The organism is Pseudomonas lundensis (assembly GCF_015377145.2).
GTDB classification, from domain to species: domain Bacteria; phylum Pseudomonadota; class Gammaproteobacteria; order Pseudomonadales; family Pseudomonadaceae; genus Aquipseudomonas; species Aquipseudomonas lundensis.
Genome location: NZ_CP062158.2, coordinates 3563728 through 3577870 on the forward strand (window position 1 = coordinate 3563728; position 14143 = coordinate 3577870).

The following is a 14143-nucleotide window of genomic DNA, read 5'->3' on the forward strand; positions in this document are numbered from 1 at the left end:
AAACACAGTACTTTTTCAAGCATAGACCCAGCCCCGGAGAATCCCCATGTCGAACTCAGCGATGCGCAATACGCTTGAGCAAATCGTACTCAACCAATTCACCCCGTTGCACTGCGCTCAGGCACGCGAAATGCTGGGCTGGAGCTTTGAACGACTAAGCGAAGCGTCCCGTGTTTCGGTAGCGGCCATTAAACGCTTTGAGTCCGGCGAACCCATTCGCGACGTCACCCTGCTGGCCCTGGCTCACCGCCTTGAGGCTGAAGGACTGGTGTTCTTTCCGGGTTTCGCTCCCGGCAGAGGCGAGAACATTCGCGGCACTACCCCGAACCCGATCGGTCGCGGCGATTACGCCATGATCGAGTAACACCGGGCGATACAGGTTCAACGCCACGCCAGCCATGCTGCCTGGCGTGGGCAGGCATCCGATCCAACCGCGCGTACTGGCCAGGGAAGGCCAGCTCCAGCGTGACGTTGTGAATCACCAAAGAGGGGGCATGGGAATACCCAGTCTCGTCTGATGACAGGGCCAGACACGGAAGCTATCCAACGCACCAGGCCCATCAACCGCAAAAGCTCACCCTGTGCGCGTTGAGCACGAAAGACGGTCAATCGCTATTTTTCTGCCCTCTGCTTTAACACTCCGCTACCCTGCCCTGAAATGATGCCCATTGAGAAACGTTCAGCAGCTACGCTTGAACAATCTTGATCTGAATTGCATAAAGCCCGCGCGGCATATACCTGATCCAACACCCGTTGAACCACCCTTTTTCGTAGACCACGCCATGGACAATAAAAGAGGCAAAGGCCTGTCATTCGCCAAACGCATCTATGTGCCCCGCATCATAGGGTTAGGCATCGGCTGTTTTAGCGTAATGGCGACTCTTTATCCGCTCGACCCGCCTGCCTGGCTATGGGGTTTGTTGCTATTCAACGGGTTCATCTGGCCACACTTGGCCCTGCGGCTCTCGACACGCTCGGCGTATCCGTTTCAGGCCGAGCGCCGCAACATGCTGATCGACTCATTGTTGGGCGGGTTTTGGGCCGCGAGCATGCAGTTCAATCCGTTACCCACGGTGACCATCCTGTCGATGATGATCATGAATAACGTCGCAGCGGGTGGCCAAAAAATGCTGCTTCGTGGCGCAGCGGCCCAACTGACCGGTGTGCTGATTTCATGGGGGTTATTGGGCGTGGCCTTCAGCACGACCATCACGCCCCTGCAGATCTACGCCTGCTTGCCCATGCTGACGCTCTACCCGTTTGCGGTGGGCATGGTCTGTTATCGGCTGGCCATCAAACTGGCCGAACACAAACGCACCCTCAGTGCCCTCAGCCGTACCGACAGCCTGACCGGACTGTTAAACCACGGTTCGTGGAAAGACCTCTTACAGCTCAGCTTTGAGCAGTGCCGGAAAAATAACTCACGCGCGACGCTGGCCTTGATTGATATCGACCATTTCAAGCGCATCAATGACACGTACGGACATATCGTCGGCGACAGCGTGTTGCGCCAATTCAGCAAACAACTCAAGGACAACCTGAGGGCCGAGGACCTGGCGGGGCGTTATGGCGGGGACGAGTTTTGCGTCATCCTCCCCGACCGCACCCTGGAGCAGGCGCAAGACATCATGGAGCGACTGCGCCAAGTTTTCTGCAACGACCTGCATGACAATGACCCGGCGTTGCGGGTCAGCTTGAGCATCGGGCTGGCGTCATACCGCGCCGATTTCAACGATGCCTCCCTGTGGCTCAACGAAGCCGACAAAGCGCTGTATATCGCCAAAAACACCGGCCGCAACAAAATCAGCGTGGCTGCGGCCGAGGTGTTTCCGGACCCCGCCTAGGGGGTAACGCAACGTCGTACGGCACTGATCTCAGGAACATCCTGCCTGCGCATATACACGCGCAACGGCTCGGTGATGTTGAGCCGATCATCGATGTTTTGATCCAGCAGCAACTGAACCAGCTCACGCTTGAGGGTCATGGTGTCGGCATCCCCGGCTTGCCAGACAAATTCGCTGGTGGGGGTGATGTTGTCGTCGGCGACGTCCATCCCGAAGGAATCTTCACTAAAACGGACAATGTGCTGGCCTGTCTTACGATTGAAACCAACGAAGCCGTTAAGTTGATCGGCGGCCTGGCAGATCAGTTCAGACGTGATGCGCATGGTAAACCTCACTAATGAGCGCTAAAGGCTCTAGGACGATGGTTTACACGCAAGGATGAAGGTGTGTTCCCTCTGCCGGGGACGCTGTTGCGCGCCAGAATACTGCAGATCACACCTTAAAAGCGCAGCAAATTGCCCCTCACGCACATTTATGTCGGGTTCTCGATAGCCCCCGAGGCTGTCAGTTGTTAAAAAGACGCCCTTAATTTTACCGATCGAAAGGAACTCACCCCATGCCGGATATTTTTGGCAAAAGCGCCCTGCTCCTCAGCCTGTTGCTGGGCATGAGCGGCGCACACGCCGCCCGCCCGTCTGACACGGCTCAAGCGGAACTGGCCAAGGCTCAGGGCATCCCGCGGCCGGCCGTTATCGCCCATCGCGGCGCATCATTCGACGCCCCTGAATCCACGGCAGCGGCGTACACCGTTGCCCGCGACCTGGGTGCCGATTACCTGGAAATGGATCTGCAGCGCAGTAAAGACGGTGTGTTGTTTGCCTTGCATGACAACAGCCTGTTGCGCACCACCGACGTCGCGACAAAATTCCCGGAGCGCAAAGACAGCCCGGCCAACGCCTTCACCATGGCCGAGCTGAAAACCCTGGATGCGGGCAGCTGGTTCAACGCGGCCTACCCTGAGCGCGCTCGCCCGTCTTATAAGGGTCTGCAAATCCTGACCCTGGATGAAATCATCGACATCGCCGAGGCCAGCCCTCAGCACACACCCGGTTTGTACATCGAGACCAAGGAGCCCAAGCAGTTCCCGGGCCTTGAACATGACCTTAAAAACGCGCTGAGCAAGCGCGGCTGGCTGCAACCTGTCACCACGGTCAGCGGCGAACCAGGCGTGGGTCAGGGCAAAGGCCGCGTCATCCTGCAAACCTTTGAGAAAAGCAGCCTTGAACTGCTGCAAAAAGAAATGCCCGACACCCCTAAAATCTTGCTGTTATGGGTCGGTGAAGGTGGCATGGCGCCCAACTCCGACGTGAGTTTTGCCGACTCTGGCGAGAAAGATAAAGCCGCCTATTACGCCAAACAGCAACCCAAGGATAAAGCCGAGTTCCTACGCTGGCTGGACTTTGCCAAAGCCCACGGGGCCATCGGTACGGGGCCTTCGGCTGCGCTGGCGGCCGGTGGCGATCAGAGCTACTTCGACCTGGTCCAGCCCTGGATGAACACAGCGACCCACGACAAGGGCATGCTGGTACACGTGTACACCATTGATGAACCGGCGGACTTCAAGCATGTCATGCAATCTGGCGTAGACGGCATCTTTACCAACCGCGCCTCCGAGCTGCTGAAGTTCTATCAACGCCCGGCGCCGTTAACGGTTAACCAATTGCTCGAAAAGAACGGTTACTGATCGATTTGAGGCTTTCTTCAGTTTCAGGGCAGAAATTAAGGGTGAGTTAAGTTGCGATGTTTAATCTGGCCCCACTTAAACAGCTCACCCAAGAGGAATTAAACATGAAAGCACTTAGCGTATTGTTTGCCACTGCTGCCCTGACACTGACTGCCGGTCTGGCTCAAGCCGATGTTCGTCCGGACCACATTCCCGAATTGCTCAAGAAGGGTGAAATCACCTCTTTTGAAACGCTGAATGCAAAGGCGCTGGCCCAACATAAGGGGGCTACTATTCTGGATACCGAACTTGATGACTCATACGGCAAGTTGGTGTATGAAGTTGAAATGCGTGACGCCCAGGGCCTTAAGTGGGATGTTGAACTGGACGCCAAAACGGGCGACGTATTGAAGAATAAACAAGACACCTGAGTTAAGCGTTTAATAAATAACCGCGCCCTCTTCTAGAGTGGCGCGGTTTTTTTATGTCGGCGTCCACTCTTTTTATAAAATATCGCCTCAGTTGTAGCGCATAAGCGAGTTCTCGCTAAAATTGCCCCTACCCCGTTCAACCGAGACCCCGATCCATGGTGCAAGGCGTAGAAACTGACATCGCAACGATCAATCGCATCAGTGCAGTGCCGGCCATGTTGCAAGTCATCAGTGAAATGACCGGCATGCGATTCGCGGCCATCGCCCGCGTGACCGCCACCAGCTGGACGGCGTGTGCCGTGCTCGACAAACTCGGGTTCGGGTTAAAACCCGGCGGCGAACTGGATTTGGCCACCACCTTGTGTTTTGAAAGCATGGGGTCGCATCAGCCGATCATTATCGATAACGTCAGTACAGACCCGCACTACCAGAACCATCACACCCCTAAGTTGTACCGTTTCGAAAGCTACATCACGGTGCCGGTATTCCGTACCGACGGCAGATTTTTCGGCACCATCTGCGCGCTGGACCCTGAACCCGCGACACTCAAAAGCAGCACCATCCAGACCACGCTGGAGTCGTTCGCTCGACTGATCTCGTTGCAAATGGACGCCGAAGAACACCAGCAACGCACCGAAACCGCGCTACTTCTGGAACGTGAAACCGCCGAGTTGCGCGAGCAGTTTATTGCCGTGCTGGGCCATGACTTGCGTAACCCGCTGTTCGCCATTACCACCGCCGCCGAACGACTGCTACGCAAACACCCTAACCCGGCATCCGATCATCTGGTGCAGCACATTCTGACCAGCGGCCGACGTGCCGCACGGCTGGTTGAAGATGTACTGGACTTTGCCCGAGGGCGCCTGGGGGCCGGTATTCCATTGACACTGCATGACTCTGCCGACCTCAATGACGTTTTTACCCATGTCATCTCGGAAGTCCAAAGTGTTCACCCGCAGCGCCAGATTGAGGCAGACATCGGCCCCATTGATGGGCTGCATTGTGACAGCGGTCGATTGGCGCAATTGCTGTCCAACTTGCTGGCCAATGCCATCAACCATGGCGCAACCCACGGGGTGGTCGAAGTGCAGGCCCAAGTGAACGATGACCTCTTCACTCTGAAAGTAACCAACCAGGGCAACCCGATTCCGCCCCACGTCCAGGCACAGCTGTTTCAGCCCTACTCACGCCCCGCCAATGACACGCCACAAGCCGGGCTGGGATTGGGACTGTACATCGCCAGCCAGATCGCTCAATCGCACGGCGGCCATATTGAAGTGTCCTCCTGTGAAGAACACGGCACCGTCTTTGCTTTCCACCTGCCGTTAGGCGCACGGCGCTGAGGGTGTGTTCCTGTGCAGGAGAGGTCAGTACATTAAACACGGCATCTTTTCGAAACGACCAATGGCAGCCTGAGGCGTCTACGCTGGGCTATGGTGGTGTCTTTGCCCTGTTCGAAAGGAGTCGATCATGCACGGCAATACACGCTTGGAATCGTCCATTTCCACCCTCGCGGGCAAACTTGCTGCTTTGGCCTACAGCCTTCTGAGTTACGCGTTCTTTCTGCTGGTTTTTATCTACTTCATCGGCTTTCTCAGCTCGATTGGCGTGCCCAAAGGCATCGATACCGCCGTCAGCCGGGTGTCCTGGCCATGGGCGATCGTGATCGATGTGCTGCTGATTACCCTGTTCGCCATTCAACACAGCGGTATGGCGCGCAAAGCCTTCAAACACTGGTGGCTCAGGTTCGTGCCGGCGCCGATTGAACGCGCAACCTATGTGCTGTTCAGCAGTGCGGTGCTGGCGCTGATGATCTGGCTGTGGCAACCGGTCAGCATCACCGTGTGGCGCATCGAGTCCCCTTTGGCCGTCGCCCTGCTGACAGGGGTGTATTGGCTGGGCTGGGCCCTGGTACTGGTGGCTACGTTTCTGATCAGCCACCTTGAACTGTTCGGCATCAAGCAGGCACTGGACACTGTTCTGCGGTTAAAAGCACCCGATACCTCTTTCAAAACCCCGCTGCTGTACAAACTGGTGCGACACCCGATGTATGCCGGTTTTCTGATGGCCTTCTGGGCGACGCCGCACATGACCGTCGGGCGACTGGTGTTCGCCGTGACCTGCACGCTGTATATCGTGATTGGCAGCCGACTTGAGGAAAAAGATCTGCTGGTGCTGTTTGGCGATCCCTACCGGCGTTACCAACAACGCATCGGCAGGCTCATCCCGTTTGTCGGTCGCAGAAAACTCCCGGTCTTGAGTCCGCAAAAAGGATGTATTTGCAGCGAAGATGAGTAGACACTGGCGCACCGCTTTAACGCTCACCTGTGAGCTCTTCCATTGCGCCATGACAGACCTCGCCATGCTTACCCGCCTTTGCACTTACGATGACCTGACGGCTGAACAACGCCAGCAACTGCGTGCCATCAACGTCCATCCGGAGCAGCTCCCCTACTGCGGCGACATTGAATGCGCCCTGTACTCTCTGCCGGCTACCCCACATGCCGGTATCAAAGGGTTCGTGCTGCTGGGCGATGACCTGCCCGTGGCATTTTTACTACTCAAGCGCGCACCGCTGCTGGCGCATTGGGCCGAACCGGGCAGCGCCACCGTGCATGCGTTTCAGGTCGACAAACGCCTTCAGGGCCAAGGGATCGGCAAAACCTGCCTCAACCTGTTAGCCCGGCAACTGCACGGTTACTGGCCAGAGATCAACCAACTGATGCTCTCCGTCAGCCCGTTCAACACGTCAGCCCTGCATTTTTACAAGGGCCAGGGCTGGATTGAAGGGGGTGAGGCGTATCAGGGCGAGCGGTGTTTGACCTTGGCGCTGCCCCCCCCCTTGGCGAGCCAGCAAGCGGGTTAAAGGCATCGCCCTCACATGCCAGAACAGAATCATCGCGTCTCATCGAAAATCGCCGCTGACAGCCCCTAGACAAAAGGCCACCATCGACCTTATTGTTTGGCCCGGACCACCGCAGTGGTTCACGTCGCTCGGACGGTTCCGGGCGCTTACGTATCAGAGGCCAACATGGCAGACCAAGGTTCGCCGCGCCGCTTTGCGCGCATCGATCGACTCCCCCCGTATGTGTTCAACATAACCGCCGAGCTGAAAATGGCTGCGCGGCGCCGTGGCGAAGACATTATCGACTTCAGCATGGGCAACCCTGACGGCCCGACACCGCCGCACATCGTTGAAAAACTCTGCACGGTCGCACAACGCGAAGACACCCATGGCTACTCCACTTCGCGCGGCATCCCACGCCTGCGCCGGGCTATTTCCCGCTGGTATGCCGATCGCTACAACGTCGACATCGACCCTGAAGACGAAGCCATTGTCACCATCGGTTCCAAGGAAGGCCTCGCGCATTTGATGCTGGCCACGCTGGATCAGGGCGACACGGTGCTCGTACCCAACCCCAGCTATCCGATCCACATCTACGGGGCTGTCATCGCGGGCGCGCAAGTGCGGTCAGTGCCGCTGATTCCCGGCGTAGACTTTTTCGCCGAGCTGGAAAAAGCCATCCGCGGATCGATTCCCAAGCCAAAAATGATGATTCTGGGCTTCCCGTCCAATCCCACCGCGCAGTGCGTTGAGCTGGACTTCTTCGAGCGCGTGGTGGCGCTGGCCAAACAATATGACGTGCTGGTGGTGCACGACCTGGCCTACGCCGACATCGTGTACGACGGCTGGAAGGCCCCTTCGATCATGCAAGTGCCGGGGGCAAAAGACATCGCCGTGGAATTTTTCACCCTGTCAAAAAGCTACAACATGGCAGGCTGGCGCATTGGTTTCATGGTGGGCAATGCCGAACTGGTCAGCGCGCTGGCGCGCATCAAGAGCTACCACGACTACGGCACCTTCACACCGTTGCAAGTCGCCGCCATTGCTGCCCTGGAAGGCGACCAACAGTGCGTGAAAGACATTGCCGAGCAGTACCGCCAGCGCCGTAACGTACTGGTCAAAGGGCTGCATGAGCTGGGCTGGATGGTCGAAAACCCGAAAGCGTCCATGTATGTGTGGGCCAAGATCCCTGAGGCCTACGCGTCTATGGGGTCGCTGGAATTTGCCAAGAAGCTGCTGGCGGACGCCAAAGTCTGCGTCTCACCGGGCGTAGGATTTGGTGAATATGGCGATGACCATGTGCGCTTTGCGCTGATCGAAAATCAGGATCGAATTCGTCAGGCGGTGCGCGGCATTCGCGCCATGTTCCGTGCAGATGGCGTGAGCGCCAACTGAAAGACCCCGCCGGTGCGAACGCATTCGCGCCGGCGGGGGCTGGGGTTTAAACCACCAGCGACAGCAGCAGGATGAAGATCAAACCGACCACCGACAGAATGGTTTCCATCGCGGTCCAAGTTTTGAATGTTTCAGCCACGGTCATGTTGAAGTACTGCTTGACCAGCCAGAACCCCGCATCGTTCACATGGGACAGGATCAACGAACCTGCGCCCGTCGCCAGCACCAGCAGCTCGCGGTTCACGCCCGGAATCAAGTCCACCACCGGCAGCACAATGCCTGCGCCGGTGATGGTTGCAACGGTCGCGGAACCGGTCGCAATCCGAATCACCGCCGCCACCAGCCACGCCAGTAGAATCGGCGAAATTTGCGCATTCACCGCCATGTGACCGATCACGTCGCCCACACCGCTGGCCACCAGCATTTGCTTGAAACCACCGCCAGCACCAATGATCAAAATGATCGCCGCCGTCGGCGCCAGGCTCGCGTCCAGTAATTTGAGGATGCGCTTGGAGTCGATGCCCTGACGCGCGCCAAAGGTGTACAGCGACAGCAGCAAGGCCAGCAACAGCGCGGTGATCGGGTGGCCGATCATGTCCATCCAGCCGCGGAAGAAGTTACCGTCGGGCAACGCCACGTCGGCAAAGGTCTTGAGCAACATCAGGAACACCGGCAGCAACACCGTGGCCAGCGTGATGCCGAAACTCGGCAGGCTGCTGGATTCCGGCTCGCTGGCCAGTTGATCCACCAGTTCCTGGGACGGGTTGCCGGGAATGTACTTGGAGATAAAGCTGCCGTAGATCGGCCCCGCGATGATGGCCGTCGGCAAGGCAACGATCAGGCCATACAGAATGGTCTTACCGATGTCTGCGCCAAAGACCCCAATGGCCAGCAACGGTCCCGGATGCGGAGGCACCAGGCCATGGACGGCAGACAAACCGGCCAGCAGCGGAATGCCGATCTTGATCAACGACACGCCGGTGCGGCGCGCCACGATGAACACCAACGGAATCAGCAGGACAAAACCGATCTCGAAAAACAGCGGAATGCCCACCAGGAACGCAGCGAACATCATCGCCCACTGCACGCGCTCTTTACCGAACGCGCGAATCAGGGTGCGGGCGATCTGATCGGCCCCGCCTGAGTCGGCCATCATTTTGCCGAGCATGGTGCCCAGCGCGAGGATGATGCCGACAAAGCCCAGCACGCCACCGAACCCGTCCTGGAAAGACTTGATGATTTTGTCCGTAGGCATGCCCGAGGTCAGGCCGAGGAACGCCGAGGCAATAATCAACGCGATAAACGGGTGTAGCTTGAACCGGGTGATCAACACGATCAACCCGATGATGGTGACGACAGCGTCAAGCAGTAGAAAGGTGTTCTGGGACATGCCTAGCATGGGGCGTCTCCTGGCTTGTTGTTGTTATCGGGCGCGAATGTGCAGCCGGGGATGAGTCGGATAGCGCTGTCTTTTTTATGCAAAATCATGGGGTTGTCTGCAACGAATGTTCATGCCACCAATCGCGGGCCTGAGACGCCAGCTCATCGATGTCATGGGTGGCCGCGTTCAGGGTCAACACCAGAGGTTCATTGACCGGCGATTCAAGGGCAGCGAACTGGCTGTCAATCAGGGTTTTGGGCATGAAATGCCCGGGGCGATGAGCCACCCGATCTGCAGCCACTTCGGGCGTCAACTCAAGGAACACGAAGCCCAAACCGTCGACGGCGCTGCGCAGACGCTCGCGATAACGCAACTTGAGCGCCGAGCAGGTCAATACCGGGCGCTGGCCCCGCTCAACGGCAAGGCGCAACTCGTCTGCCAGGCTGGCCAGCCATCCGGCACGGTCGTCGTCGGTCAGGGGGATCCCGGCACTCATCTTGGCAATGTTGGCCGCGGGGTGAAACGCGTCACCCTCAATCGGGGTCGCGCCATTGAGCAGGCACAATGCCTGGCTCACGCTGGATTTGCCGCAGCCGGCAACACCCATGATGACCAGGGCAGTGATAGGTTGACTCATGAAACACCTCAGTCCGTAGACAGCGCTGTCTTTGTCCGTGCGTTCAGTACCTGAAAGCAAAGCACAAAGCCGGGGCTACCGACGTCTATTTCTCATTTTTGTGGGGAGACGCGGTGACGCTCTCGACATACAAAGCTGGGGTAACCGGAGTGCCGACAATCAGGCAATTGCGGGCATCCGTGGACAGCGCTACCTTAGTGGCTTGTTTTTTGTTTGGCAAGCCGCGATGACCTCCGTCAAAAACGATAAAAATACCCGCACAACGGGCCGTCCGACCCTCAATGAAGTGGCCCGACTGGCAGGCGTCAGCCCTATTACAGCCTCGCGCGCATTGCGCGGCATCAGCAGTGTGGCCACCGAACTGGCCGAAAAAGTGCGCCAGGCCGCCGCCGACCTGAACTACGTGGTCAACCCTGCGGCACGCGCCCTGGCCTCGGCCCAGAGCCATTCGGTGGTGGTTTTAGTCCCGTCGTTGTCCAACCTGCTGTTTATCGACACCCTCGAAGCCATCCATTCGGTATTACGGCCCAAGGGTTTTGAAGTCTTGATCGGCAACTTCCATTACTCGCGTGACGAAGAAGAAGACCTGCTGCGCAACTACATGGCGTACCAGCCGCGCGGGCTGCTGCTGACCGGGTTCGATCGCTCTGAAAGCTCACGGCGCATGATCGAGTCCAGCAATGTGCCCTGCGTGTACATGATGGAACTGGACGCGGGCGCCGGACTGAACTGCGTAGGGTTCTCCCAGTTGGAAGCGGGCGAGACCGCCGCGCACCATTTGATTTCCAGCGGCCGTCAACACCTGGCTTATATAGGGGCGCAACTCGACCAACGCACCTTGCTGCGCGGTGAAGGCTATCGGCGCGCGCTGCAAGCCGTCGGCCTTTACAACCCGGACCTTGAGGTGCTGACGCCACGCCCTTCATCCGTGGGGCTGGGTGGCGAGTTGTTCTTGCAGTTGATGGCCGCACACCCGCAGGTGGATGCCATTTTCTTCGGCAATGACGACCTTGCCCACGGCGCCTTGCTGGAAGCCGCACGGTTCGGGATCAAAATCCCTGAACAAATCGCCATGCTGGGGTTCAACGACCTGCCCTCTTCCGAGTTTATGGTGCCGCGGCTCAGCAGCATTCGCACGCCTCGCGAAGCCATCGGCCGTCGTGCCGCAGAACAAATGCTGACCCTGATGGCGGGTAATCGAGTCGCCAATCCTGTGCAAGACATGGGGTTTGAATTGATGGTGCGTGAAAGCAGTTAATCCTTAACCGGCCCAAAAGCGGCAAGCGGGCGGCAAGGTTTCTCCGCCCGGCCTTGCCGTTGACCGCCAGGCCCCGCGCGGGACGGGGGTTAACGTGCCCGGCATGCTAATTGCTCGATAAGTGGCTATCCACGATTTGAACAGGGCTCACGCATGCTAGTTACTGCGCAAAACACCTCGACCCTCCTGAAGACCCAGCGCCCGGACCTGGACACTGTCACAGGGGCCGCCAGCGCGCTGTACAACGGTCAACTGCAAAACAGCCAGCCGCTGACCAATATTCAAGCCACGCCGACGTCGGCGGCCGGCAATGCTCAGGCCGATAACATCAACGCCGCCTTCGCCAAAACCCGCGTGCTGTTGCAGGCCAGCGTGCCTGAAACCGCTGCCACCCAAGGAACTGCCACCCAAGCCTTCAAGGACTACATGGACACGCCTGTGGCGCAGCGCATTCGCGAACAGTTTTTGAAGGGAATGGGCCTGACCGAGGACGACGTGAAAGCCATGCCGCCCGAAAAGCAGCAAGCGATCAACGACAAAATCAGCGATTTGATGCAACACACAGAAGCCCTCAAACACGCTGAAAGTGCCCGACACACGCAAGAAGAGCAGGTTTAAGTCTTGCCTGTCATCGCTGACAGGCAATGCGAAGGACCTGTCAGTGCAACTGCAACGTGGCGTTGAACTGGCTGATAGCGTCTACCACGTGCCTGGAGCCTTGCTGAATTTCCAGAATCGCCACCCCGGCTTCATTGGCCAGTTCAACGCCTAATCCTGTTCGGCTCAGACTCGATTGCATGCTATTGACGGCATTAAGGGACAAGTCGTGGTTCTTGCGCACCACTTCCACTATTTCCACAGTTGCCGCACTGGTGCGCGCGGCCAGGCTTCTGACCTCATCGGCCACCACGGCAAAACCACGCCCATGCTCTCCGGCACGCGCCGCTTCAATGGCCGCATTGAGTGCCAGCAAGTTGGTCTGATCGGCGATGCTGCGAATTGTTTGCACAATCTTGCCGATGCTGTCCGATTGCTTGCTGACCGCATCGATGCTCTGCGCTGCCTCGTTCAGGTCCTGGGAGATGGCCTCGATGATTTGCACCGTTTGCTGAACCACCTCAGAACCTTTCTGCGCACTTGCATCGTTTTGCACCGAAGTGGCATGGGCTGATTCGGCCGCTGTTTGCAGGTTGGTGACTTGAGCCGTGATATCACTGGCGAATTTCACCACTTTGTATAAACGGCCCTTGGCATCGAAGATCGGGTTATAGGAGGCCTCAAGGAACACCTGACGGCCATATTTATCGAGCCGCTCAAATCGTCGCGAGTGCACTTCGCCGCGGTTGAGTGACGCCCAAAATGTCTTGTACTGCGCCGACTCTCGTTCGCTCGGCGTGCAAAACATGCCATGGTGCTGGCCCACAATCTCTGCCAACGAATAATGCATGGTGTTGAGAAAGTTCTGATTGGCGTTGATTACGCAACCGTCCGGCGAAAACTCGATTAGCGCCATGGAACGACTCAAGGCGTTCACGATGCTTTCGTTCTCATGTTCGGTGTGGATACGTTGCGTGATGTCCGCCGCCACTTTGATCACGCTGCTGACCTGTTTGTCGGCGCCAATGATCGGCATATAGCTGGCCTCAAGCCAGACTTCACGGCCGCTTTTATCGAGTCGCAGGTAAGTGCCACTCATGGCTTCGCCCTCACCCAGCGCGCGCCAAAATCGTGCGTACTCTTCGCTTCGGGTGTAAGGCTCTTCGCAAAATAGGCGGTGATGCTTGCCGCGTAGCTCTTCGACGGGATAACCCATGACCCGGCAAAAATTATCGTTGGCATCGAGAATAGTGCCGTCGGGGGCAAATTCGATGATGGCCATGGAGCGACTGATGGCCATTACCTTGGCCTTCATTTCCTCGAGTGAACAACTCAGGCGTTGATTTTCAAGCAAGTCAGCTTTGCGATGTAAATCGAACATGGCTCAATCCCTGGAGATGCTGTCTATTGATACGTCATAGGCTTCAAGACACAACAAACCATCAGCTTGCAAGGCTCATGCCGCTGGAGCCAGGCGCACCTCGGGGGATTCAAGCATTCGTTATTCGCGCCCCGTAATTAATGAGCATAGCCAGCCAATGAAGGGTTGCAAGCAAAAGGCCATCAATTTGCGGCGCACCGCCCATTTTGCAAAACGTTCCCAAACGGACGATGCGGGATGCGCCACAGGCCTTTGTATATACTGGCGTCCGACTTCTCCACCGATAATTCCCACATGACCACCCTTGTCTACAGCCTGCTCGATGCGCCTTTATGGCCATTGATGAACAAGTTTTACCGCCACCATCAGTCGTCAATGAAAGCGGTCAAAGACGCGCAATTGTGGGTGGCGCGGCAAGAAGAAATCATCGCCGGGCTGTGCCTGCGACCAGTGGCAAACGGCTATTGGTTGACGGGTGTGTTTGTCGCGCCCGAGTGGCGCAAACAAGGTGTCGCGGCGACGCTGATTGATCGCGCGGTGTCGGCCTGCGACGGGCCGGTCTGGTTGTTTTGCGACCCAGGGTTGCAGGGCTTTTATGAAAGGTTGGGGTTCTCGCTCGATACCCGACTGCCCCATGCCTTGCATGAGCGGCTGGTGCGTTACCAACGTAACAAAGCGATGGTCGCGCTGGGGATCGGCCTGTAGTCGCTG

General features: G+C 57.7%; 15 protein-coding genes and 1 pseudogene. 11 read left to right on the forward strand and 5 right to left on the reverse strand.

Annotation, left to right across the window (positions count from 1 at the left end; translation table 11 throughout):
• Positions 1 to 46 precede the first annotated feature (46 nt).
• Positions 47 to 364: a helix-turn-helix domain-containing protein gene (locus IF654_RS16795; RefSeq protein WP_047276994.1), complete on the forward strand. Its 318-nt coding sequence runs from the start codon at positions 47 to 49 to the stop codon at positions 362 to 364.
• A 418-nt stretch (positions 365 to 782) separates the two neighbouring features.
• Complete coding sequence (locus IF654_RS16800; protein ID WP_194862205.1) at positions 783 to 1844, forward strand: diguanylate cyclase; 1062 nt, start codon at positions 783 to 785, stop codon at positions 1842 to 1844.
• Here the strand turns inward: IF654_RS16800 and IF654_RS16805 are convergent.
• On the reverse strand, positions 1841 to 2167 hold the full coding sequence (locus IF654_RS16805; RefSeq protein WP_047278132.1) for a DUF2025 family protein: 327 nt from the start codon (positions 2165 to 2167) through the stop codon (positions 1841 to 1843). The genes IF654_RS16800 and IF654_RS16805 overlap by 4 nt on opposite strands.
• Positions 2168 to 2400: 233 nt before the next feature.
• Between IF654_RS16805 and IF654_RS16810 the strand changes: the two genes are divergently transcribed.
• The 6 genes from IF654_RS16810 to alaC all read left to right on the forward strand — a co-directional run bounded on the left by IF654_RS16810 (position 2401) and on the right by alaC (position 8178).
• A complete protein-coding gene (locus tag IF654_RS16810) occupies positions 2401 to 3528 on the forward strand; it encodes a glycerophosphodiester phosphodiesterase (protein WP_047276999.1) in 1128 nt (375 codons plus the stop codon).
• A gap of 104 nt (positions 3529 to 3632) precedes the next feature.
• Positions 3633 to 3938, forward strand: a complete 306-nt coding sequence (locus tag IF654_RS16815; protein WP_047277001.1) for a PepSY domain-containing protein — start codon at positions 3633 to 3635, stop codon at positions 3936 to 3938.
• Positions 3939 to 4093: 155 nt separating this feature from the next.
• A complete protein-coding gene (locus IF654_RS16820; RefSeq protein ID WP_047277002.1) occupies positions 4094 to 5281 on the forward strand; it encodes a GAF domain-containing sensor histidine kinase in 1188 nt (395 codons plus the stop codon).
• 127 nt (positions 5282 to 5408) lie between these two features.
• On the forward strand, positions 5409 to 6236 hold the full coding sequence (mddA, locus tag IF654_RS16825) for a methanethiol S-methyltransferase (protein ID WP_194862204.1): 828 nt from the start codon (positions 5409 to 5411) through the stop codon (positions 6234 to 6236).
• 64 nt (positions 6237 to 6300) lie between these two features.
• On the forward strand, positions 6301 to 6804 hold the full coding sequence (locus tag IF654_RS16830) for a GNAT family N-acetyltransferase (RefSeq protein ID WP_047282957.1): 504 nt from the start codon (positions 6301 to 6303) through the stop codon (positions 6802 to 6804).
• Between the two features lie 165 nt (positions 6805 to 6969).
• A complete protein-coding gene (gene alaC, locus IF654_RS16835; protein WP_047277007.1) occupies positions 6970 to 8178 on the forward strand; it encodes an alanine transaminase in 1209 nt (402 codons plus the stop codon).
• A gap of 46 nt (positions 8179 to 8224) precedes the next feature.
• Here alaC and IF654_RS16840 read toward each other — a convergent pair whose 3' ends face one another.
• Positions 8225 to 9577, reverse strand: a complete 1353-nt coding sequence (locus IF654_RS16840; RefSeq protein ID WP_047277009.1) for a GntP family permease — start codon at positions 9575 to 9577, stop codon at positions 8225 to 8227.
• An 85-nt stretch (positions 9578 to 9662) separates the two neighbouring features.
• Complete coding sequence (locus tag IF654_RS16845; RefSeq protein WP_047277010.1) at positions 9663 to 10196, reverse strand: gluconokinase; 534 nt, start codon at positions 10194 to 10196, stop codon at positions 9663 to 9665.
• A gap of 226 nt (positions 10197 to 10422) precedes the next feature.
• Here IF654_RS16845 and gntR point away from each other — a divergent pair, with 226 nt between their 5' ends.
• The gene (gene gntR / locus IF654_RS16850) at positions 10423 to 11454 is read left to right on the forward strand and encodes an HTH-type transcriptional regulator GntR (protein ID WP_094988055.1); all 1032 of its coding nucleotides are present in this window, start codon (positions 10423 to 10425) and stop codon (positions 11452 to 11454) included.
• A 153-nt stretch (positions 11455 to 11607) separates the two neighbouring features.
• Complete coding sequence (locus tag IF654_RS16855) at positions 11608 to 12072, forward strand: hypothetical protein (protein ID WP_194862203.1); 465 nt, start codon at positions 11608 to 11610, stop codon at positions 12070 to 12072.
• Positions 12073 to 12112: 40 nt separating this feature from the next.
• On the opposite strand, the gene IF654_RS23330 is transcribed toward IF654_RS16855, so the two are convergent.
• Both IF654_RS23330 and IF654_RS23335 read right to left on the reverse strand, forming a co-directional pair.
• Entirely contained in the window at positions 12113 to 12685 is a 573-nt protein-coding gene (locus tag IF654_RS23330; protein WP_371057814.1) for a methyl-accepting chemotaxis protein, read from the reverse strand.
• Positions 12662 to 13432, reverse strand: a pseudogene (locus tag IF654_RS23335) (PAS domain-containing protein); the annotation flags it as partial. The pseudogene IF654_RS23335 and the gene IF654_RS23330, both read right to left, overlap by 24 nt.
• Positions 13433 to 13726: 294 nt before the next feature.
• Here IF654_RS23335 and IF654_RS16865 point away from each other — a divergent pair.
• Positions 13727 to 14137, forward strand: a complete 411-nt coding sequence (locus IF654_RS16865) for a GNAT family N-acetyltransferase (protein ID WP_047277017.1) — start codon at positions 13727 to 13729, stop codon at positions 14135 to 14137.
• Positions 14138 to 14143: the final 6 nt, after the last annotated feature.